Raw genomic sequence first — 21,910 nt, forward strand, 5'->3', positions numbered from 1 at the left:
AACTTCGCGAAAAACTGTAGGCAGCTATAGGCGCACAGGAATTCCGTGACGCGCCATGTCTTCTTTAACTTGCCGAATAGAAAGTTCGCCAAAATGAAAAACGCTAGCAGCTAAGACCGCATCTGCCTCGCCCTCTAAAATGCCCTGCGCAAAATGTTCCAACTTGCCCACGCCTCCACTAGCAATAACGGGAATATTTACTGCCCGCGCCACTGAGCGCGTTAGCGCGCAATCGAAGCCTTCACGGCTGCCGTCCCTATCCATACTGGTAAGCAATATTTCGCCCGCGCCACGTCGCGCAGCTTCTTGCGCCCACTGAACAGCATCTATTCCGGTAGCTTTGCGCCCGCCTGCAACATACACTTCCCACTTATCAGCACTACCAGCACAATGTTTTGCATCTATTGCCACTATGATGGCTTGCGTTCCAAATGCCTTAGCCGCAGAAGTTATTAGCTGCGGATTAGCAACAGCTGCCGAGTTAACCGATACTTTATCGGCTCCGGCAGATATCATGCGTCGTATGTCTTGAACGCTGCGAAAGCCACCACCAACCGTATAAGGTAGGCGCAGTTGTTCGGAAGCGCGACTGGCTAAATCAACCGTAGTTGCCCTATCGTCGCTTGTGGCGGTTATATCTAAAAAAATAACTTCATCGGCGCGCTCATCGTCATAGCGCTGCGCAAGCTCTATTGGGTCGCCCGCATCGCGCAAATTCACAAAATTCACGCCTTTGACAACACGCCCATCGCGCACGTCCATACAAGGAATTACACGTTTGGTAAGCACTTAGCTCTCCAAATCTTTTATCGTAAGCGGCTTTTCAAGTTGCTCTGCGAAATCCGGTTCAAACTCTAGAGTTCCCGCACAAGCAGCTATTCCATCAGCCACGCTAAACGCACCTTCATATATTGCGCGACCGACTATAACGCCCTCTATAGCGCTTGAAACGCGCGCTAATTCCACAATATCAGCCAACATGGCTATTCCGCCGCTTGCCACCACCGGATTGCCAAACGCTTGCGACATTTCTACATATGCCGCCGCCGAAATGCCAGTGCGCATACCATCGCGCGCAATGTCGGTATAAACCATGTGCTCAAACCCGAGCGCTCCCATCTTCTGCGCCAGTTCTAGGGCGTTCACGCCAGCGCCCTGCACCCAACCTTCTACTTTTACATCGTGCTTGTCGGCATCTATGCCACACGTAAGCATATCTGGACCAAATTTCTCACGTGCCGCCTGAGCCATATCTGGATTCTTAACCAACGCCGTTCCAAGCACCATGCGCGAAGCACCCACATCAGCCAAGCGCCTACATGTATCAAGGCTGCGCACGCCGCCGCCAACTTCCACCTTCAAGTTAGTACGTTGCAGAATGCGCTTAATTACATCCAAATTTTTAGGCTTGCCTTCTTTTGCCCCATCAAGATCGACCACGTGCACCCACTGTGCGCCGTCTTCCTCAAACAGTTGCGCTTGAAGCGCTGGGTCGTCTTGATAGACGGTAACTTTTGAATAATCACCGCGCGCCAGCCGCACAGCCCGTCCGTCTAATATGTCTATAGCGGGAAGCAGATACATAGCTTAACCCTTCCTAACGAAGTTAACGAAATTGGCTAGCACTTTAGCACCAGCGTCTGAGCTTTTTTCGGGATGAAATTGTACGCCGAAAGCATTCCCTGTTTGTACTACACTCGGAAATGTTATGGAATGCGTAGTATGCGCAATTGTAGCTGCGCTTTCTGGGGCAACATAGCTGTGAGTGAAATAAAAGTGCGTGCCACTAGCAATGCCCTCAAGCAATGCCGCGCTATTATCGCTGCGCGTAATATCTATTGTGTTCCAACCAACATGCGGAACTTTGTACACCTTATTAGCCGCATCGGTGCGTGGCATACTGCTGACTATTCCGCGAATAAGACCTAGCCCCGGCGTAGGAGCATTGTTTTCTGCATGCTCTTCGCCGCCTTCAAACATAAGATGCTCTCCCAAACATATACCCAAAAACGCCACGCCACGCCTATGTGCTTCAAGTATTGCCTGATCCTGACCTAAATCGCGCATTGTGTTCATAGCATCGGTAAATGCTCCAACCCCGGGCAACACTATAGCATCTGCACGAACAATAACATCGGCATCCTGCGAAATAGCCACCTTCGCGCCAGCCGCTTCAAGCCCTCGTGCAACCGAGCGCAAGTTTCCTTTCAGATAATCAACTACAACTATCAAAGCGAACCTTTCGTGCTGGGCAAGTTGGTGGCTATACGCGGATTTATTGCCACCGCCTGACACAAAGCGCGCCCACACGCCTTAAACGCCGCTTCAATTATGTGGTGTGCATTTTCGCCATCGAATTGCTCCATATGTAGAGTAAGGCGAGCATTAGTTGCCAGCGCCACAAAAAATTCCTTTGCCAGCTGCGTATCAAAAGTAGATATTGCCTCTATTGGCACATCCATGCGCCAATACAGCGCGCCACGCCCCGATATGTCTATCGCAGCCATAACCAGCGCTTCATCCATAGGAACGGCAGGGCTAGCAAACCGATTAATGCCGCGCATATCGCCCAGCGCCTCACATATCGCTTGTCCTATAACAATGCCGGTATCTTCAACCGTATGATGCGCATCTACCTCTAAGTCGCCTTTTGCGCGTACAGTTAAATCGAATAAACCATGACGCGCAAACGCATCCAACATATGGTCAAAAAATGCAACCCCGGTCTGTATATTAGATACACCCGTGCCATCCAAACATATCTCAACAGATATATCTGTTTCGCGCGTTTTGCGTTTTACTTTCGCACTACGCTTGTTCGTGCCCATAATGCCACCTCAATCTTTCCGCAGCGCAAAATCGCGCAGGGTTCGCAAAAATGCGCTATTTTGCTCTGGCGTTCCAACCGTAACGCGCAACGTGTTTTCCAATAGCTTTGTGCTGCTAAAATCGCGTACTAAAATGCCATTATCGTATAGGTATTGCCACGCTTGCTCTGCATGAGAGATGCGGAACAACACCCAGTTAGAATCGCTAGGAAAAAACTGAACCCCCGGTATAACTTTTAACTCCGATATAATTCGTTCGCGCTCGGATATTATGTCGTGAATAGCAGGCTCAAACGCATTGCGATTGCGGAAAACCACACGTGCTATAGCCTGACTTACAGCATCTACCGAATAGGGCTGGCGAACTTTCATGTATTCGCGAATTACAGCGGGATGCGCCAAAATGTATCCAATGCGCACGCCCGCTAAACTGAATGCCTTACTGAAGGTGCGCAAAATTACCAAATTCTCATGCCGCTCAAGATAGGGGCGCATAGTTTCGCGCGAAAATTCGAAATAAGCCTCGTCTACCATAACCAACGCATCTGTAGAATTTAGCAACTTCTCCAGAAACACCTGCGGCGCGCGCAGACCGGTCGGGTTGTTCGGGCTGGCTATTATAGTAAATGCTATATTATTTGTCGGATCAGCCAGCGCTGCCAAAACACGGTCTTCATCTATAGAAAAATCTTCCGAAAAACGCTCTATGTTCATAATGGGCGTGTTTGTTAAACGGGCGTTTGCCTCGTAAACAGAAAATGTTGGAGGCAGGTTTAGGAACGTGCGTCCAGCCCCTCCCCAAGCCAAGGCTGTGTCAAATAGAAGCTCATCACCGCCATTTCCCACTAATACCCATTCGCGATCTAATCCATTAGCCTGAGCTATTTCATCGCGCAAATCGTTAGCTAGCGGGTCGGGATAGCGGTTCAAAGACACTTTGCGCACAGCTTCGTCTATTTGAGATCGTATATCAGGGTCTACATCACGCGGGTTTTCATTAGCCGACATGTACATTTGCGCCGACAGATACTTCGGATCGTAAGGTATGATTCCGGCTAGCTGAGGCGCCGATTCACGCACCCGATTCATCGCGCACTTCCCTCTGTTGAGTCTTCACAAGTGCAGCGCGAACCCGCCTTCGTATCAGATGATGCACTTGTAATATTTGCCTTGCCCATGCGCAGCGCCACCGACTGGGCATGCGCCCAAAGCCCTTCGTGCATGGCAATTTGTATTATGTGCTTCGCATCATTTTGAAGCGCATCTTGCGAATACTGAATTATTGAGCTCTTTTTCACAAATTCATCTACAGAAAGCGGACTAGCATAACGCGCCGTGCCCCCGGTGGGCAGTGTATGATTTGGACCAGCCACATAATCGCCCACAGCTTCAGGTGTCCAGTCTCCTAAGAAAATAGCGCCAGCATTTTCTATTTGTCCGAGATAATCCATAGCATTGCGCACGTGCATTTCCAAATGCTCGGGCGCTATAACGTTCACAGTTTGTATCGCCTGATCCATATCGTTCACTATTACTATAAGCCCCTGACTGGCAAGCGACTGGCGAGTTATATCTGCGCGCGTGGAATGCTGCAAATGCTCTTCTATTGCAGCTTCTACCGCGTCAGCATATTCCGCATCTTCGCATATTAAATAGCACGCAGCTAAAGGATCGTGTTCTGCTTGCGCCATTAAATCTATAGCTACCAAAGCAGGTTCTGCTGTGCCATCGGCTACAACGCATACCTCAGATGGACCAGCTATCATGTCTATTCCGACATCGCCCGATACAATCTTTTTAGCAGCGGCAACATACGCATTGCCCGGTCCAGTTATCTTACACACAGGACTAATAGTTTGCGTGCCGTAAGCAAGCGCCGCTACAGCCTGTGCGCCACCCACTGTGTATACCTCGGTAACACCAGCCAATTTCGCTGCAGCCAATATTGCTGCATCAACATGTCCATCTTTTGTGGGAGGCGTTACGCATGCTATTCGTTTTACGCCAGCCACACTTGCTGGAAGGGCATTCATTAAAACAGTGGAAGGATAAAGCGCTCTGCCACCCGGCACATATATACCAACAGAATTAAGCGCACTTACCTTTGCGCCTACAATTGCGCCATCCTCCCGTGCGAATAGCCAACTCTGCTGTATTTGGCGCTCGTGGAATTCGCGTATCTGGCGGGCTGCATGACGAAGGGCTTCCATCGTTTGACTGTCAACATGTTCATGCGCTGAATCCAACTCTTCTTTTGAAACGCGCAATCTGGTCAGCTTAACGCCGTCAAAACGCTCTGTTAGCTCAAACAGCGCCTCATCGCCGCGCTGGCGCACATCTTCCACAATCTCGGTTGCCGCCTGCAATGCTTTCACATTAAAAGCGCCCGTTCTGTTTATAAGTGAATCCTGAAAAGGCTCACATGGTTTAAGCTGGATGCGTCGCATCATGTTTTGCTCCCTCAACTTACTTTGTTCCGCCGGCGATAGGATCATATTCGGCAGTCTTTGCGCTATCCGCTAGCTTTCTGGCTAATTCTACTATTCTGGAATCGGTGCGCAATGCACATGGATTCGCGAAAAAACGCGCGGTAGAATCTAGCACATCTTCTACAATTTCTAGTTTATTTTGGCGAAGAGTGGTGCCCGTCGCAGTTATATCAACTATACATTCTGCTATGCCAGTAAGCGGCGCAAGCTCTATATTTCCATTCAACTTTACAATCTCTACTTGCATGCCTGTTTTTGCATAATGACCTAGTGTTATGCGGGGATACTTCGTAGCCACCCTGATAGAGCCTAAACGACGATAGCGCTCAGCTATAGCTTTAGCTGATCCTTCCGGACGTGCCACAACAAACCGGCAGCCTCCAAAGCGCAAATCGCTAAGTTCTACTATGGAAAGCGCTGCTTCATCTATAGAATCGCGTCCGCAAATTCCGCAATCAGCTGCACCAGATGCTACGAAGGCTGGCGCATCGGACGGACGCACTATTATGTATTCTGCACCCGAAGCTTTTATTACCAACTGGCGACCCGGATTGCGCAATTCATCCACATTAAGACCGCACGCCTCTAGGCAGTTAATTGCCTGCTCGTTAAGTGCCCCTTTAGGAACAGCTATGCGAAGTGGGCGGCAAGCCGGCAAACTGCTTGCAGTTTTGGCAGTTGACGCTGCCGCTTTAGCAGTCTGCGCAATTTCGGCTTCCGCAGCAGCAGCCTCCATGGCGCGCTCTAAAAAGAATGCAAAACCGGCAGCTGGGCGCGCATTGCCATACACGCCTATCATGTTGTCGTAGCGCCCGCCAGACCCTAAAGGCGACCCTAAATACGGAGAATACGCCTCGAACACTATGCCCGTGTAATAATCAAATGAACTAATAACCGAAAAATCTACGAGAATTTCTGCTTGCAAATTGGCGCTTTGCAAGTTTTCGCAAAGAGATTGTAACTGATCGAGCCCATCGGTACATCCCAGCGGCGCAACAAGGCTGCGCGCCTCGTCTATCGCATTTATGCCGCCTCGAATGCGCGGCAGATTGCGTATAGCCTGAGCATAAGCCGGCGCTGTAGATGCATCTAAATTCGCAAGATCGGTAAGCCTGTCAACTTCCACAAAATCTGATGCATGATAAGCATTAAGAACGGCGCTCTTCCAAGCATCTGGCGCACCCGAGCGCTCTAACAGCGAACGAAGCGGTGCAACCGTAGCAATAGCAAGCACCACATTGGATACACCAGCAACGCTAAGCGCTTGCACACATAAGCCGACTACTTCAGTATCGGCTTCGACGCAATTTGTAAGGCTATCGCAACCAATGTTTTCTATGCCAATTTGTGTTAGTTCACGCGCTAGCGCTTGAGCTTGCCCGTCCATTTCGCGAAACACGCGCTGCGTATAGCGGAATTTCAAAACTCCGTTAGCATCAGGCATGCGCGTTGCGCACATACGGGCAATTTGCAAAGTTACATCGGGGCGCATAGCCAAAAGATCGCCTTGCGAATCGAAGAATTTGAACGACGAAGACGGAAGCCGCCCAGCACGCGCCATAACATCCATAACCTCTAATGTGGGCGTTTCAATAGGCAAATAGCCGCGCGTCGCAAAAAGATCTTGGACGCTGCGCGTTATATGTTCTCGTTCGGCAGCTTCGCTAGTTAACACGTCTCGAAATCCAAGCGGAGTTACTAAATTCATCTTGCTTGAACCTTTCATCTTCTTTTGGCAGTTTTACACCGTCGGATATGCCCATTTAAGGCATGCGCCTTCAGTTCATACCCTCGGGGGTCAAGCAGAGTAACACTTTAGCACAGTAGAGTAATAAAGTGTAGTTCAATTTTTCAGATAACTAGCGCTTCTGGAAAAACTCATCATGCCACGCAAGGAAAGAATATATCGACCATATCTTTTTCATATTCGAACCCTTGCCTTCCAAATGCGCATCTAGCAAACCATTGAGCGCCTTTGTGTTGAACAGCTCTGATGCAACTCGGCTGTTAAATGCATCACGTACACGATCTGCAAATTCAGGACGGCGCAACCATACAGCCAAAGGCGTAATAAATCCAATCTTTGGCATATCGGCAGTCTTTTTTGGAAGTGTTGCCTCCGCAGCTTTACGTAGCGCCGGCTTTGTTTGTTCATGCGTAACGCGATAACGTGAAGGTATTTGTAACGCCAAATCTAGCACATGCTTATCCAAAAACGGCACGCGCAATTCAAGCGATGATGCCATAGACATGCGGTCGGCTTTCTGCAAGATGTCGTATTGTAGCCAAAAAGCCAAATCGGCAAATTGCATCTGCGTTACCTCATCTTCGTGCGCAACCTGCGCAAATACGGGCGCAGTTATGCTGTCGGGCGTTGGACAGTCAGGCATGTCACGCAAATACTGTCCACAGTCGCTAAAGTTGAAGACATAATTGCTGCGAATATAGCGCTGCGGCAATGAATATCTTCCCCGCATCAAAAATCGGCGACCGTGAAATTGCGGCATCTTTGCCGCCACATTACCCGCCAACATACGTAACGCCCTAGGCACGCGCATATAAGGCTCGTAAGATAAACATTCCTGATAATAGGGATACCCTCCAAATAGCTCGTCAGCACCTTCACCGGACATAACACCTTTAACTTCACGCGCCGCTAAACGAGCTAAATGGTAAAGCGGCACAGCCGACGGATTTGGCAGAGGTTCATCCATATGGTACTGAACAGCACCCGCGGAATCGAAAAAACCAGCTGCCGATATAGTGCCCGCAATATTGCGCACGCCTATACGCTCAGCCAATTCACGCGCAGCACCTAACTCGGAAAATTCTTCTTCAGCGTAGCCAATAGAAAACGTGCGCACATCCATTAAGTCTTTTGCATGCGCCGCCACAAGACTAGAATCGACACCAGCCGACAAAAAGCAACCTACCTCCACATCGGCTGCTGCATGCGCCTCGCTAGATTCAGCCATGCAAGCCGCTATGCGGCTAGCCCAATCGTCCATACTAAGTGCATCGTCAATGTTGTAGCGAAATTCGCAATAGCGCCGCACTTCTAGCTTGCCGTGCGCCCAAGTGGCACAATGCCCCGCTTGTAGCTTTTCCACACCAACAAAAAGTGTTTGCTCAGTGGGAATGTACTCGAAGCACATATATAAAGGCAGCAAGTTTTCGTTTAGGCGCTTTTCAAATTCTGGATGATGCAAAAACGCTTTAGCCTCAGAAGCAAAAAGAATACCATCACGAACTTTATAGAAATACAGCGGCTTAATGCCAAACGGGTCGCGCGCAAAAAACAGTGTATGCTGCTTGCGGTCGTAAACAACAAACGCAAACATACCGCGCAGACGGTCCAGCACAGAACTGCCCCATTCTTGATACCCTTTTAGCAAAACTTCGGTATCGCATTTTGTGCGAAATGTATAACCTAAACCTCGCAGCTGTTCGCGCAGTTGTGCATGGTTGTAAATTTCGCCATTAAAGCATATGACATAGTTTCCATCTTCAGTCTGCATGGGTTGATCGCCGCCCTCAATGCCAACCAAGGCAAGCCGACGAAAGCCAAGCGCTACCACTTCGTCATCGAAATAGCCATCGGAATCTGGACCGCGATGTATGATGCTATCAGCCATATTGCGCAAAACAGATCTGCGGTCGTAGCTACGATCGGTTGACACAAACCCAACAAATCCACACATGCTTGCCGCCTATTCCGCTAGCTGCGCACCCGCAGCAGCAATTGTGCTATCAACTAAAACTCGCAACGAGTCTACTACAGCAATGGGCATACACGCCGAATCTGCCTCATACGCAACAGAAAGTTCGGTGCAGCCCAATACCACACCATCACATCCCATAGCTGCCATTGCACCGCATGCATCTGCAAGCGCACCCTGCGGCACACTTACTCCGCTTTTCACCCAATCGTTAATAATTTCATTTGTCTTATGCTGTATTTCCGCATTTGGATATATACATTCCAGCCCAAAATTGCGAAGCGCCTTGCCGTATACATCTACCTTGACCGTGCCTTCGGTAGCCAGCACGCCTACACGCTTAATCCCTCGGCGCCCACATTCGCGCGCAGTATCAGCCACCATGTTAAGCACCGGTATATCGACAGAACTTGTCAACTCGTCAAACAGTGAATGTGCCGTATTGCACGGCATGGCAATAAACGAACATCCTGCACTCTGCAAAAGACGAGCACCGCTAATCAATTTAGGCAACGGCGAATCTTCGCTGTTTCCCAACAAAAACTGAGTACGATCGGGGATGCTGGCATCATTTAGCACCAGCGTACATATATGGTCCTGATCGCATGCAGCCCTCGTGCGCTCAACCAATTGCTCCGAAAAGCAAACAGTAGCCGCAGGTCCCATTCCGCCAAGAACCCCTACAAGCACATCGCTCTTGTTCACTTCGCAACACTCTCTGTACTGTATGATATAGAAACCGGTGCACCCTCGGCAGCCTTGCGCCTATCCGATGCAATAACTTCATCCATTACTTTCCCATAATTGCGCATGTGTACACGCGGATACACAACGCGACGCATAAAGCTTGCTTCGCCGCTGTAAGCCATAGGGTCAAACACATTTCCTTGTGAATAAATGCTTTCCACCTCGGCTTTTAGGTTGGGGTCGCTAAGACACGACATTATTGTTTTCTTCGGAACAGCCGAATACAGCCTGCCATCCACCTGTTTTTGAATATCATCGCTGAATTGCTTGTTTTCTATTAGGTCTTCCACAACCCACTTCGCCACGTTCTGACCACCCATGGTTACGTAGTAATTGCTGCGCCCCAGCCTAGAATTCAGCTCGAAAAATCTATATTGCCCGTCGCGTTCGTCAACTTTAATATCGAAGTTGGCAAAACCGGTGTAACCAACGTGCTCTAGCAAACGAACAGCATCTGCCACTACACTGTCGTTTGAGCGGCTGATTATAGCCACCGGGTTTCCAAGCGCCAGCGGTCTTTTATCCTCTAGCAGCACCTGCCCAAACGATGCCATGCGCACTTTACCATTCCTGTCACTGTAGGTAGTAAGTATGCGCATATGAGAATCGTCGCCCAATACAGGCTTTTGCAACACCAGCTTACCCACATACCCCGCATCGCGCATATTAGATATAAGCTCTTCCAATTCTTCACGACTATGCACGAAACATACTTTGCGTTTCCCCGGGAAATCTACATAGTGATAATCGGCAGAAGACGCAGGTTTAACATATATTGGAAATTCAAATGGAAGCGATGCTATTTCTTCTAAACTGCCCTGCGCCACATCGTACACAACAGTTTCGGGAACCGGCACGCCAAGTTCGTCGCATATATGAAAGAAGCGGTCTTTAAGCACAAGGCTATCGCGCAGCTGCTCAGACACATACGGAATTATGAAGTGCTTTTCTAATTCCGCACGATTCCTAGTTATTAAATCGACATACCAGTCGCCACAGCCGAACAAAATAAGCTGCTTATCTGGACGTTCATCAGCAATATCACTTAACTTGCTAAGAAATACCTCTTCGTAGTCCATTCCGGGAATCATACGCATTTCCATTGTGCTGGAACTGTCGCACATGCGGCTATGCTGCTGACTAATTCCTATAGACTTGATTCCATACGCTTCATGAAACGCTCTAGCCAAACTGTAAGCCCCTCTATCGGCACCTAGAATAACTGGCTGAAAAATAACTTCATCCGAATGCATCCGTGCTCCTTTGACACTGCGCTGTAAGTCTTACGCATCAAGCTTTTGTGTCAGAAGCTCGTTTATCATTTGCGGATTTCCCTTACCCTGCATACGCTTCATGCACTGACCTACAAAAAAACCTATCAAACCTGTTTTGCCACCTTTGTATTGCTCTACTTTGTCGGGGTTTTCACCCAAAACCGCATCTATTACGGCTTCTATAGCGCCAGCATCGCTTACTTGCTGCATACCGCGCGCCTCGACTATATCTTTCGGGTCGGCATCTTCATCGATAACCGCCGCAAATACCTCCTTTCCCTGCTTAGACGATATAGTGCCATCCGCAATAAGATGCACCAGCTGCACAGCACGCTTAGGTGTTAGCGCAGAGGCATCCAACGAGGCACCCGTATTGGCATTTAGCCATGCCGCCACATCGTTAATCGCCAAATTCGCTAGTGGCTTCGCAAGCTTTTCAGCATTCTTGCCACCTGTCTGCTCTACCTCAGCCATACATTTCTCGAAGAATTGCGATATAGAACGGTGCTCTACCAAATGCCTAGCATCGTATGCGGAAAGACCGAACGATTCCTCAAAGCGCTTCGCCTTATCGTCGGGTAGTTCGGGAAGTTTTGCGCGAACGCATTCTATAAATTCATCCGATAAATCGTATGGCGCTAAATCGGGTTCGGGGAACAGACGATAATCGTCAGCCGATTCTTTCACACGCATAACAATGGTGCGCTTGGCAGTAGGATCCCAGTGGCGCGTTTCTTGATATATTACGCCGCCTTCCTCTAACACCTCAGCCTGACGGCATATTTCATACATAAGTCCATCGTGCAGATTCTTAAAGGAATTCATATTTTTAAGCTCGGTTTTTGTGCCTAGCTCTTTAGTTCCGCGGCGACGCAGGCTTACATTGCCATCGCAGCGCAAACTGCCCTCTTCCATACTGCAGTCAGATATACCAATAGCCAGATAAATTTGGCGCAGCTTTTGCATAAAAAGGCGCGCTTCTTCAGGCGTTCGAAGATCGGGCTCGGTAACTAGCTCGATTAGCGGAGTGCCGGCGCGATTGTAGTCAACCAGTGAATGAGTGGCACCCGCTATACGACCTTCACCACCACCTATGTGAACCATCTTGCCCGCATCTTCTTCCATATGTATGCGCGTTATGCCCACATGCGCCACATATCCATCTTCTGTGCGAGTTATGTTGCCCTGCGCATCGCCCGGCTTCATATCTGAAATACCATAGCGCTCGTTTGCATTTACGCCATCTACATCTAAATCTAAATGCCCGCGCATACAAAACGCCACCGGACCCTGCGTGGTCTGAAAGTTTTTCGCCATGTCGGGGTACATGTAATTTTTGCGATAGAACATAGAATGCTTTTCTATATCGCAATTAGTTGCAAGACCCGCCAGCACAATGCTTTCTATAGCCGCCTTGTTTGGCACAGGCAACGCACCCGGCAAACCCAAGCATACCGGACATGTATGCGTATTAGGCGGCGCACCAAATTCAAGTTTGCACCCGCAGAACATCTTAGTATTCAGCGTGGTAAGCTCGGCGTGAATTTCAAGACCTATAACGGGTTCCCATGTTTTTAGAATGTCTTCCAATTTCCGCATCTTATTCACCCGCCTTTTCAGCGAACGCAGGAGCAATGGGCGCTTTGCCGTAAATCGACTCTAGCGCTGCAGCCACACGGAACATGTTCACGTCTTTGAACGCAGGGGATATAAGTTGCGCACCTATGGGTAGGTTCGTTTGCGACCCCAGCCCCACAGGCACCGACATTCCACCGTTGCCCGCTATGTTTATAGAAATGGTGAACATATCTGATAAATACATTTGCGCCGGATCGCCTATTTCGCCAAATTTGAACGCCGTGCGCGGACTAACCGGGCTAAGAATGCAATCAACTTTTTGGAAAGCGTGCTCGTAGTCTTGCGTGATAAGGGTGCGCACTTGCTGCGCCGGATAATAATAAGTGTCATACACGCCGGAAGATAACAGGTAACTGCCAAGCATTATGCGACGGCGCGCCTCGGGACCAAAGCCTTTAGAGCGACTAGTTTCGTATTGCGTATCTAAGTCAGTATGACCCGGATCGCAGTAACCGTAGCGCACCGAATCGAAACGCGCCAAATTGCTAAACGCTTCGCACGGACCCAGCACATAGTAAGCGCTCATTGCCGCTTTTGCGTGTTCAAGCTCTATTTCTACCAGCTCGGCACCTAAGTCAGCTAGTTTTTGTGCAGCCTCTGTTATGCGGCTGCGCACTTCATCTGTAAGCCCTTCGGCTTCCATAAATTCTGGCACTATACCTATGCGCATACCCTTTATACCTTCGGCAAGATTTGCCGTGAAATCTACATCGACGCATTGACTGGTGCAATCGTGTTCATCGAAACCAGATATGGCATTCAGCGCCAAAGCGGCATCTTCCACGCTGCGAGCAAATGGACCAACCTGATCTAGGCTGCTACCAAAAGCCACCACGCCATAGCGCGAAACAACGCCATATGTTGGTTTTACGCCCACAATTCCGCAAAAACTTGCAGGCTGACGGATTGAACCACCCGTGTCTGACCCAAGCGCCACAGGCACAAGCCCCGCCGCTACAGCAGCAGCACTTCCGCCCGAGCTGCCGCCCGGAACGCGCTGGAAATCCCAAGGATTTAGCGTGGGACCAAATGCGCTTGTCTCGGTCGAACTGCCGAAAGCAAACTCGTCCATATTCAGTTTACCGACAGGTAGGGCGCCAGCGTTTAGAGTATATTCAACACAAGTAGCTGTATATGGCGATACATAGTTTGCCAGCATGTTTGAAGAGCATGTTGTATGCGTCCCCAGTAAATTCATATTGTCTTTAAAGCCCACCGGAATGCCTGCAAGCGCACCAACTTCATCAAACTTTCCGCTGGCTATGGCGCTGTCAACTTTTTTAGCGGCGCTTGCTGCCATATCGGCTGTAAGTTCTAGGAAAGCGTGCATTTGCTTGTCTGATTGCTGTATGCGGTCTATGGTTGCGCTGGCAATTTCAGCAGCTGTAAATTCCTTAGCAGCAAGCCCAGCCTGCAAATCGCGAACACCCATAGCTCCAAAAGCGGTTTTTGCAGCCATTAGCGATCGCCTCCGTCCCCTAGAACCGACGGAATAAGAAAGCATCCGTCTTGTTGCTTAGGCGCATTCTGCAATGATTCTTCCTGCGTAAAGCTTGATCGCTCGGTGTCTTCACGCATCACATTTGCAAGTGCCCCTATGGGGTGAAATGTTGGCGGCACACCGGTTAAGTCGTATTCAGTTATTGGAGCCAAGCCGTCGATGATGGAGTTCAAATCTACCGTCATCTGCACCACTTCGTCCTCCGTCATGCCTATGCGCGCGTACTCAGCAATGCCGCGTACATCGGCTTCAGTAAGATGTTGCGTCATAGAATCTCGCCTTCCAGCACGTGAACTGGTCGAAAAACAACTCGAACCATAATAACGCAAAGCACTCTAAAAGCATGCCATTGGCACCCCGATTAATGAACTTGAAATAATCCTCAGCCTAGTAAAATCGATAAAATAACCAAAATGCAACTAAACATTAAACTTGAAATGCATCACATCGCCATCTTGGACTATGTAGTCTTTGCCCTCTTGCCGCAACTTGCCGGCTTCGCGGCATCCTTTTTCGCCACCATTGGCAACATAATCTTCAAAGCTAGCTGTTTCGGCTTTGATGAATCCGCGTTCAAAATCGCTATGAATAACGCCTGCAGCTTGCGGAGCCTTTGCCCCTACCGGCACAGTCCAAGCCCTACTCTCGGTTTCGCCGCTAGTAAAGAACGATTGCAACCCAAGCAGCGCATACGCTTCACGAACAAGCCGCGCCAAACCGCTTTCGGAAAGCCCCATAGCTTCCAAATATTCAGCAGCTTCAGCCGGATCAAGCTCTGCCAAATCAGCCTCGACCTTCGCGCTGATAGGCACAGGATCTAGTCCATCTATCTCGGGCAGATCGGCATCTAACTGATCTTCATCAACATTTGCAATGTATAACATTGGTTTCATGGTTAGTAAATGAAGCCCATAAAGTGCTGCCTGTTCGTCTTCAGTTAGGTCAAGCGTGCGGGCTCTGTGTCCATCGTTTAACCCAGCAAGCACTTTCTTTGCTACCTCAAACTGCGCAACGGCAGCCTTATCCCTCTTAGCTTCTTTCTCTAAACGCGGAAGCGCCTTTTCCACAGTAGCTATGTCAGCCAAAATCAGCTCGGTTTTAATCGTCTCCACATCGGAAAGCGCATCCACACGCCCAGCCACATGCACTACATCCGGATCGGTGAAGAAGCGCACAACCTCACAAATTGCATCGGTTTCGCGAATATTTGCCAAAAACTGATTGCCAAGCCCTTCCCCTTGGCTAGCACCAGCCACAAGACCCGCAATGTCTACAAACTCCACCGTAGCGGGCACAATTTTTGCAGGGTTGTCAATTTTAGCCAGCGCATCAAGACGCGCATCGGGCACCGGCACCACACCAACATTAGGCTCTATTGTTGCAAACGGATAATTCGCAGCCAGCCCACCTTTATTTGTAAGCGCCGTAAACAACGTAGATTTCCCTACATTTGGCAGACCAACTATACCAATTGAGAGAGACATGAAACTCCTAACTAAAGCGTAATAACATGCATAGTATTCAATATGTAAGCAACCAAAATTACTACAACGAAAATTGGCGCAATATATTTAATCATAACCACAAACAACTTCTCGCCGTTAAATTTACTCGACTGCTTCACTTCGTCAACTATGACTTTCGGCTTTATTATCCAGCCGATAAAAATGCAAGTAAGCAGCGCCACAATAGGCATCATAATAGTGTTCGACAGGAAATCGAAGAAATCGAGCAATTGCGAATCTTGGTATTCACCTATGCCGAATAATGTATACATCAAATCGACCGACAGCATATTGTCGTAGCCCATATTCACAATTACGCCTACCACGGTAACAAACGCTGCGCAAACAGCAATTGAAAATGCGCGACCACGACCTGTCGCATCGTCCACAATAGAAACAAGCGTTTCGAAAAGCGAGATGCAGCTGGTCAGCGCCGCAAAAAACACAAGTGCAAAAAAGGCGAAACCTACAATGTTTCCCATTATGTCGCCTGCAAAATTAAACCCGTTAAACACCTGCGGAAGCACGCCAAACATTAGCCCCGGACCCGCTTTTGCCGCAACCGCATCAGCGCCGCCTTGAACCGCTACAGCTGCCGGAATTATCATCATGCCAGCAAGAATAGCTATGCCGGTATCAAAAATCTCAATACGGCGCACCGAATGCTCCAAGTCTTCTTTTTTTGAAAAGTAGGAACCGTAGGTAATCATAATTCCCATAGCTAGCGACAAACTAAAAAACATCTGCCCCATAGCCGCCACCACAAGTTCCACGCTAAATTTTGAAAAGTCGGGAATTAGATAATACGCAAGACCATCAAGCGCGCCCGGCAATGTAAGCGAGAAAGCAGAAATTGCTATCGCCATGATGATAAGCGCCACCATAAGCACTTTACTCACACGCTCGATGCCGCGCTTCACGCCCAATGCCGCAACCGCAACCACCATTAGGATAAATGCAATCATCCAAGCGTAAGTTTCAGGGTTTTGAAGAATGAAGCCCGTAAAGTATCCATCATCGGCTATAACAGAGGAAGGCGTGAACAGGTAAGAAAACATGTATTTCGTAACCCAGCCGCCGATAAGCGCATAGTACGGGGTAATTATGAACGGCACCGCACTAGCCAGTATCCCAATTATCATGTATTTCTTGCCGAATGCGCGGAAAGCACCTATGGCTGATTGACCGGTTTTTCTGCCGAGCGCAGACTCCGCCATCATTAGGGCGAAACCAAACGTAATAACTAGCAGTATGTATACAAGCAGAAACGCACCGCCGCCATACTTAGCAGCAAGATACGGAAAGCGCCACAAGTTTCCCAAGCCAACTGCAGATGCTGCAGCCGCCAAAATAAAGCCCCATTTTCCAGACCACGATGACCTGCCACTAGACGCTGCTCCATCATGACCGTTGGATTTCACGGGCGCATTTGTTGTCTGACCCATCGTTCTATCCTCCGATTCTGTTTCGCACGATTATATCCGCTCGAACAACTGAAACCGAATCCAAAGCATTAAATGTGTCGTACAGTATGAGTAGAGGTAATTACTACGTTAAATTAAACAAGACGTGAAGCATCCACGGAAACAAGATGCCCATCATGGGTTTCAAACAAGCACAGCCGCCCATCGCCTTCATATATACAAGAAAAACGCGATGGTACATGCGCGGGCGGTACTCTTTCGGGCTTTTCCGAATCGCCATTAACAGCGCTAGCCACATCGGCATATTTAATGTATTTGCGCTTCGTTTTGCTCATGGTTTCAATATTCGACATGCCATAGAAAAAGGCCCTGACCGGGGGCATTTTCACCAGCAGCTTGGCGATTTCGCGCAGCAAGCACATCTGTCATCCAATTAGGTTCACGCTTGCCGCGCCCCACAAGCACAAGCGACCCAACAATAGCCCGCACCATAGAATGCAGAAAAGCATTGCCTACAACCTTCACCACAAGCATGTTTTCGCCCAATATGCAATCTTGCGAAAACGAAATTTCATGCACGTTGCGATGCGTAGGCTTTCCTTCAGCGGATGCAGCCATACAGAAACTTTTGAAATCGTGCTCTCCAATTAAATATTGTGCAGCCTGTTGCATTGCTTGCACGTTCAACGCCTGCGAAACATGCCAGCTGAAATTGGCTGCAAAAACAGGCGGCGTATCCTGCTGGCATATGTAATAGCGATATTCGCGATATTTCGCATCGAAGCGCGCTGAAAATTCACACGGGCGCAGCTGCACATCTCGCACCGATATATCGTCGTGCACAAGCGCGTTCATCGAGCGCAAAAACGCGCTGCTGCCGCGCTGCTGCATTTCGTCTTCCGCAACCTGAAAACTGACCACCTGCCCAAGCGCATGAACACCCGCATCGGTACGACCAGCACACACGGTTTCAACTTGCCGGCGAAAAATTAGCTGGAGCGCATGTTCTAGTTCGCCCTGCACAGTAAGCTGCCCGGGCTGGCGCGCAAACCCGCTAAACGCTGCCCCGTTATAGGCCACCAGCACCGAATATGTAGTCATATCATCCATGACTACATTTTATGCGATTAAGAAATGCATTCGGCGCATAAAGTCGGAAAGGTGAAGTGAAGGCTGCGCAGCTTCTTAGCGCAGCCTTTCCGGTTTTACCCTAAACAGCCCTGCCGAATAGTTGATTTAGCTCGTTGCGCATTATTGGAGAACGAGCATCTACCGTTATAGGCAATTCCGCGCGGAAATTATGCCCATCGGATTGCGTTATAAGAATGCACACGCCATCGCGCCCGGGGAATTGCCGCAGAATACGGTTCAACCTTTGTGAGCGATTAGCGTCAAATTCACCAGCGCGCAAACGCAGCTCTAAATGCTCGGGGGCACGACTGCCTTCCTTGCCTTCTAGTTGTATAGCCTCTATTTCGTTCGCCAAAATTTGGTTGCCGCGATCGTTTGCTTCAAACTTGCCGCGCACGCGCACTATTGAATCTTCCATTACGGCATCTTGGAATTTCTCAAAATCGAAGGTGATGCACTCTACCCAACCAGTTGTATCCTCTAGCGTAAATGTTGCCATCTTCGTACCGCGTTTCGTTAGACGTACATTAACACCGGAGATAAGCCCCACATAGTTCGATATTTTTACATCATGCTTCGTCTCGGCTAAATCGCCCAAGCTGCAGCGCGACATGAGAGCTATAGCATCTTCATACGGATCAAGCGGATGCCCCGACACGTAAATGCCCATGGTGTCTTTCTCGTTCTTTAGCTTTAAGCGCAGCGGCCACTCCACGCCATCGGGTGCGGGTACTTCTTCTTTGAAGCCCGAATCTTCTATGTCGCCAAACATGTCGAACATGGAAACTTGTCCGCGATCGTTATCGCGCTGACGACGCGCAACATCATCAAGCAGCGAAGTTTCGTCTACGAAATGTATCAACTGTTTGCGCGTATAACCCGTAGAGTCGAACGCACCACCCATTATTAAAGCTTCAAGCGTTTTGCGATTCCAGCACTTATAGTCAACGCGATTCACAAAATCGTGCAAACTACTAAATGCTCCATTGCGCTCGCGCTCGGCAATAATTTCTTCCGCTACATTGCGTCCAACACCGCGCACGCCGACCAAACCAAAACGAATACCACCCTCAACCGGCGTAAATTCAGCATTCGATGAATTTACATCAGGCGGCAAAACCGCTATGCCACTATGCTTGCAGCTGGCAATGTAGCGTATCAGCCTATCGGTTTTGCCCATGTAGCTAGAAAGAACAGCCGCCATGTAATCGTTAGGGTAATGCGCTTTCAAAAACGCTGTGCGCATAACAAGAATCGCATATGCCGCTGAGTGCGATTTATTAAAAGCGTACTTAGCGAATTTCTCGGCATCGTTCCAAATTTGCTTGGCAATTTCAAGCGGAAAACCGTTTTCTACCGCGCCATTATTCCAGTCTTCCTGAAGCTCTTTCATAACGTCGAGCTTTTTCTTGCCCATAGCCTTGCGCAACTTGTCAGCCTTTCCAGCCGAGAAGCCACTCATCGCCATAGAAATCTGCATGATCTGCTCTTGATAGACCATGGTGCCATATGTTTCTTCCAAAATAGGACGCAGGCGCTCGTCGTAATAGTGAATTTGCGTTTTACCCGATGCGACTTTTACATAGTCGTCCACCATGCCCGACTCTAGCGGACCCGGACGGTTCAACGCAATTGAAGCCACAATATCGGAGAAGCGTCGCGGTGGCAGACGCTTGAACAGGCTTACATAAAGCGCACTTTCAACTTGGAACAAACCGTCCATATTGCCCGAGCGCATAAGTTCAAATGCAGCCTCATCGTCGGTCGGTATTTCTTCAGGAATTATTTTTTCGCCGGTGCGAGCCTCTATGTTGCGGCACGCGCGCGACAACACACCCAGCGTGCGCAGCCCCAAAAAGTCCATCTTCAAAAGACCAAGTTCGGGGGTGTAGTGCCCATCGTATTGGGTAATTATGCCGCCACCCTTAGTGTCGCGCTTCATGGGTACATGGTCGCTCATAGGATCGCGGCAAATAATTGTGGCGCAAGCATGCACGCCTTCACCGCGCACATGCCCTTCAATTGACAAAGCTCCATCCAGAATTTTCTTCGCCACTTCATCGGTTTCATAAGCAGTTTTTAGGTCGGGGTTTTTGGCAATAGCATCTTTAATACTTATACCCAACTCATCTGGAATCATCTTCGATATGCGATCGCCCGAACCATAATCGAAGCCCAGTACACGCGCGGCATCGCGCACAGCATTTCGCGCCTGCAACGTACCAAATGTAATAACGCCCGCTACGTGATCTTCGCCATAAACTTGCTTTATGTGCTCAATAACTTCACCGCGCCGTTCATCGTCGAAATCGACATCAATATCGGGCATTTCCACGCGCTCGGGCGACAAAAAGCGTTCGAACAGCAAGCCGTTAGTCAGCGGGTCAAGATCGGTAATTCCCATGGCGTAAGACACAATAGCGCCTGCAGCAGACCCACGTCCGGGACCAACTCCAATACCCTGACTGCGTGCCCACTCTATATATTCCTGAACAATAAGGAAGTATGCCGGAAAACCCTGCTGGATAATAATGCTCATCTCGTAGTCGGCGCGCTCTTGCGCCTCGGGAGGCACCGGCACTCCATAGCGGCGCTCAAGACCCGCTTGTACCTGCTTGCGAAAATAGCTTTCCTCCGTTTCGCCTTCGGGTAGAGGAAATTTAGGCAAGATACTGTCGCGCTCAAGTTCAACGTTGCACTTCGCCGCCAGTTCTACCGTGTTATCACACGCTTCCGGGAAATCAGCCATAACGGCTCGCATTTCTTCCTCAGTTTTCATGTAGAACTGATCGTTTTCAAACTTCATCCGCTTAACATCGTTCACAGAAGCGCCCGTACCTATGCATAGCATAAGATCTTGCGCGGTAGCGTCTTCCTGAAGCAAATAATGAAAGTCGTTCGTGGCGATAGTTTTCAAACCAACTTCTTGCGCCACTTTCACCAGCTGATGATTTAGTTGCGTCTGCGTAAGACCACCGTCGGTGGTAAGCCCTTGGTTTTGCAGCTCTATATAAAAGTCGCCCTCGTCAAAACATGCAGCCAGCGTTCGTGCCCACTGTACAGCTTCATTAAATTGCCCTGCGTCTATCATGCGTGGAACAATGCCCGCGATGCATGCCGATGCACCTATTATTCCGCTACCGTATTTCTGCAATTGCTCTAGCGTTGTACGCGGCTTGTAGTAGAAATTATCAACGTGGCTTTCGCTAACAAGCTTTAGCAAGTTGTGATAACCCTGCGTAGTCTTCGCCAACAACAATAGGTGATAAAGCCTAGGTTTAACATCGGTTCTAAGTTCGCTGTCGGTCGTAAAATAAACCTCGCAACCATAGATTGGTTTTACAGTTTTACCAGTTTCCGCCTTTACAGCTGCACAGGCATCGCACAGTTCCACCACACCGCTCATAACACCATGGTCGGTTATTGCTACTGCGGGCATACCTAAGTCAGCTGCGCGACGAACCATGTCTTTAACATGGGTTATTCCGTCCAAAAGAGAGTATTCAGTATGATTGTGCAAATGCACGAATGCCATATCTTGCGCCTCGGTTCTATGATTAATGCGCCATGTTGTGTTTTGAATGCGAATGCGGCGCTTCGTTTGTCTATGCCATCATAGCAGCATTCAGACTTCGCGAACATCGAACATTCTAT

At 49.1% G+C, this 21,910-nt stretch carries 18 protein-coding genes; all 18 read right to left on the minus strand.

Going from position 1 to position 21,910, the window contains the following annotated elements; genetic code table 11:
• Window positions 1-24: 24 nt before the first annotated feature.
• Complete coding sequence (gene hisF, locus G7Y46_RS03380) at window positions 25-789, minus strand: imidazole glycerol phosphate synthase subunit HisF (protein ID WP_165252490.1); 765 nt, start codon at window positions 787-789, stop codon at window positions 25-27.
• Window positions 790-1,584 (minus strand): 1-(5-phosphoribosyl)-5-[(5-phosphoribosylamino)methylideneamino]imidazole-4-carboxamide isomerase, encoded by a 795-nt coding sequence (gene hisA, locus G7Y46_RS03385; RefSeq protein ID WP_165252492.1) that lies wholly within the window; start codon window positions 1,582-1,584, stop codon window positions 790-792.
• A 3-nt stretch (window positions 1,585-1,587) separates the two neighbouring features.
• Window positions 1,588-2,232 (minus strand): imidazole glycerol phosphate synthase subunit HisH, encoded by a 645-nt coding sequence (hisH, locus tag G7Y46_RS03390; protein ID WP_165252494.1) that lies wholly within the window; start codon window positions 2,230-2,232, stop codon window positions 1,588-1,590.
• On the minus strand, window positions 2,229-2,828 hold the full coding sequence (gene hisB / locus G7Y46_RS03395) for an imidazoleglycerol-phosphate dehydratase HisB (RefSeq protein ID WP_165252496.1): 600 nt from the start codon (window positions 2,826-2,828) through the stop codon (window positions 2,229-2,231). The genes hisH and hisB overlap by 4 nt, the downstream gene beginning before the upstream one ends.
• A gap of 9 nt (window positions 2,829-2,837) precedes the next feature.
• Window positions 2,838-3,917 (minus strand): histidinol-phosphate transaminase, encoded by a 1,080-nt coding sequence (gene hisC / locus G7Y46_RS03400; protein WP_165252498.1) that lies wholly within the window; start codon window positions 3,915-3,917, stop codon window positions 2,838-2,840.
• On the minus strand, window positions 3,914-5,278 hold the full coding sequence (hisD, locus tag G7Y46_RS03405; protein WP_241157038.1) for a histidinol dehydrogenase: 1,365 nt from the start codon (window positions 5,276-5,278) through the stop codon (window positions 3,914-3,916). The genes hisC and hisD overlap by 4 nt, the downstream gene beginning before the upstream one ends.
• A gap of 16 nt (window positions 5,279-5,294) precedes the next feature.
• Entirely contained in the window at window positions 5,295-7,025 is a 1,731-nt protein-coding gene (gene hisG, locus G7Y46_RS03410) for an ATP phosphoribosyltransferase (RefSeq protein ID WP_165252500.1), read from the minus strand.
• 151 nt (window positions 7,026-7,176) lie between these two features.
• Window positions 7,177-9,018, minus strand: a complete 1,842-nt coding sequence (asnB, locus tag G7Y46_RS03415; RefSeq protein WP_165252502.1) for an asparagine synthase (glutamine-hydrolyzing) — start codon at window positions 9,016-9,018, stop codon at window positions 7,177-7,179.
• Between the two features lie 9 nt (window positions 9,019-9,027).
• A complete protein-coding gene (locus tag G7Y46_RS03420; protein ID WP_165252504.1) occupies window positions 9,028-9,741 on the minus strand; it encodes an amino acid racemase in 714 nt (237 codons plus the stop codon).
• Window positions 9,738-11,036 carry a carboxylate--amine ligase gene (locus G7Y46_RS03425; protein ID WP_165252506.1) on the minus strand — a complete coding sequence of 433 codons (1,299 nt, stop codon included), beginning with the start codon at window positions 11,034-11,036 and terminating at the stop codon, window positions 9,738-9,740. Before G7Y46_RS03425 ends, G7Y46_RS03420 begins: the two co-directional genes overlap by 4 nt.
• A 30-nt stretch (window positions 11,037-11,066) precedes the next feature.
• Complete coding sequence (gene gatB / locus G7Y46_RS03430; RefSeq protein WP_165252508.1) at window positions 11,067-12,656, minus strand: Asp-tRNA(Asn)/Glu-tRNA(Gln) amidotransferase subunit GatB; 1,590 nt, start codon at window positions 12,654-12,656, stop codon at window positions 11,067-11,069.
• 1 nt (window position 12,657) lies between these two features.
• Window positions 12,658-14,154, minus strand: a complete 1,497-nt coding sequence (gatA, locus tag G7Y46_RS03435; protein WP_165252510.1) for an Asp-tRNA(Asn)/Glu-tRNA(Gln) amidotransferase subunit GatA — start codon at window positions 14,152-14,154, stop codon at window positions 12,658-12,660.
• Entirely contained in the window at window positions 14,154-14,465 is a 312-nt protein-coding gene (gatC, locus tag G7Y46_RS03440) for an Asp-tRNA(Asn)/Glu-tRNA(Gln) amidotransferase subunit GatC (RefSeq protein WP_165061331.1), read from the minus strand. Before gatC ends, gatA begins: the two co-directional genes overlap by 1 nt.
• 150 nt (window positions 14,466-14,615) lie before the next feature.
• Complete coding sequence (gene ychF, locus G7Y46_RS03445) at window positions 14,616-15,680, minus strand: redox-regulated ATPase YchF (RefSeq protein WP_165061328.1); 1,065 nt, start codon at window positions 15,678-15,680, stop codon at window positions 14,616-14,618.
• A gap of 11 nt (window positions 15,681-15,691) precedes the next feature.
• Window positions 15,692-17,146 carry a sodium-dependent transporter gene (locus G7Y46_RS03450; protein ID WP_165061325.1) on the minus strand — a complete coding sequence of 485 codons (1,455 nt, stop codon included), beginning with the start codon at window positions 17,144-17,146 and terminating at the stop codon, window positions 15,692-15,694.
• Window positions 17,147-17,259: 113 nt separating this feature from the next.
• The gene (locus G7Y46_RS03455) at window positions 17,260-17,478 is read right to left on the minus strand and encodes a hypothetical protein (RefSeq protein WP_165252512.1); all 219 of its coding nucleotides are present in this window, start codon (window positions 17,476-17,478) and stop codon (window positions 17,260-17,262) included.
• On the minus strand, window positions 17,465-18,226 hold the full coding sequence (truA, locus tag G7Y46_RS03460) for a tRNA pseudouridine(38-40) synthase TruA (RefSeq protein ID WP_165252514.1): 762 nt from the start codon (window positions 18,224-18,226) through the stop codon (window positions 17,465-17,467). Before truA ends, G7Y46_RS03455 begins: the two co-directional genes overlap by 14 nt.
• A gap of 109 nt (window positions 18,227-18,335) precedes the next feature.
• Window positions 18,336-21,791: a DNA polymerase III subunit alpha gene (dnaE, locus tag G7Y46_RS03465; RefSeq protein WP_165252516.1), complete on the minus strand. Its 3,456-nt coding sequence runs from the start codon at window positions 21,789-21,791 to the stop codon at window positions 18,336-18,338.
• Window positions 21,792-21,910 lie beyond the last annotated feature (119 nt).

Origin of the sequence: Adlercreutzia sp. ZJ304, assembly GCF_011039075.1 — a bacterium.
Taxonomy (GTDB): domain Bacteria; phylum Actinomycetota; class Coriobacteriia; order Coriobacteriales; family Eggerthellaceae; genus Adlercreutzia_A.

Coding starts and splice junctions, on each gene's coding strand:
- gatA (WP_165252510.1), bottom strand. CDS start 14,154: ATGGCTGCAAAAACCGCTTTTGGAGCTATGGGTGTTCGCGATTTGCAG.
- hisA (WP_165252492.1), bottom strand. CDS start 1,584: ATGTATCTGCTTCCCGCTATAGACATATTAGACGGACGGGCTGTGCGG.
- ychF (WP_165061328.1), bottom strand. CDS start 15,680: ATGTCTCTCTCAATTGGTATAGTTGGTCTGCCAAATGTAGGGAAATCT.
- G7Y46_RS03425 (WP_165252506.1), bottom strand. CDS start 11,036: ATGCATTCGGATGAAGTTATTTTTCAGCCAGTTATTCTAGGTGCCGAT.
- truA (WP_165252514.1), bottom strand. CDS start 18,226: ATGACTACATATTCGGTGCTGGTGGCCTATAACGGGGCAGCGTTTAGC.
- gatB (WP_165252508.1), bottom strand. CDS start 12,656: ATGCGGAAATTGGAAGACATTCTAAAAACATGGGAACCCGTTATAGGT.
- asnB (WP_165252502.1), bottom strand. CDS start 9,018: ATGTGTGGATTTGTTGGGTTTGTGTCAACCGATCGTAGCTACGACCGC.
- G7Y46_RS03455 (WP_165252512.1), bottom strand. CDS start 17,478: ATGTCGAATATTGAAACCATGAGCAAAACGAAGCGCAAATACATTAAA.
- G7Y46_RS03450 (WP_165061325.1), bottom strand. CDS start 17,146: ATGGGTCAGACAACAAATGCGCCCGTGAAATCCAACGGTCATGATGGA.
- hisB (WP_165252496.1), bottom strand. CDS start 2,828: ATGGGCACGAACAAGCGTAGTGCGAAAGTAAAACGCAAAACGCGCGAA.
- dnaE (WP_165252516.1), bottom strand. CDS start 21,791: ATGGCATTCGTGCATTTGCACAATCATACTGAATACTCTCTTTTGGAC.
- hisG (WP_165252500.1), bottom strand. CDS start 7,025: ATGAATTTAGTAACTCCGCTTGGATTTCGAGACGTGTTAACTAGCGAA.
- hisC (WP_165252498.1), bottom strand. CDS start 3,917: ATGAATCGGGTGCGTGAATCGGCGCCTCAGCTAGCCGGAATCATACCT.
- gatC (WP_165061331.1), bottom strand. CDS start 14,465: ATGACGCAACATCTTACTGAAGCCGATGTACGCGGCATTGCTGAGTAC.
- hisD (WP_241157038.1), bottom strand. CDS start 5,278: ATGATGCGACGCATCCAGCTTAAACCATGTGAGCCTTTTCAGGATTCA.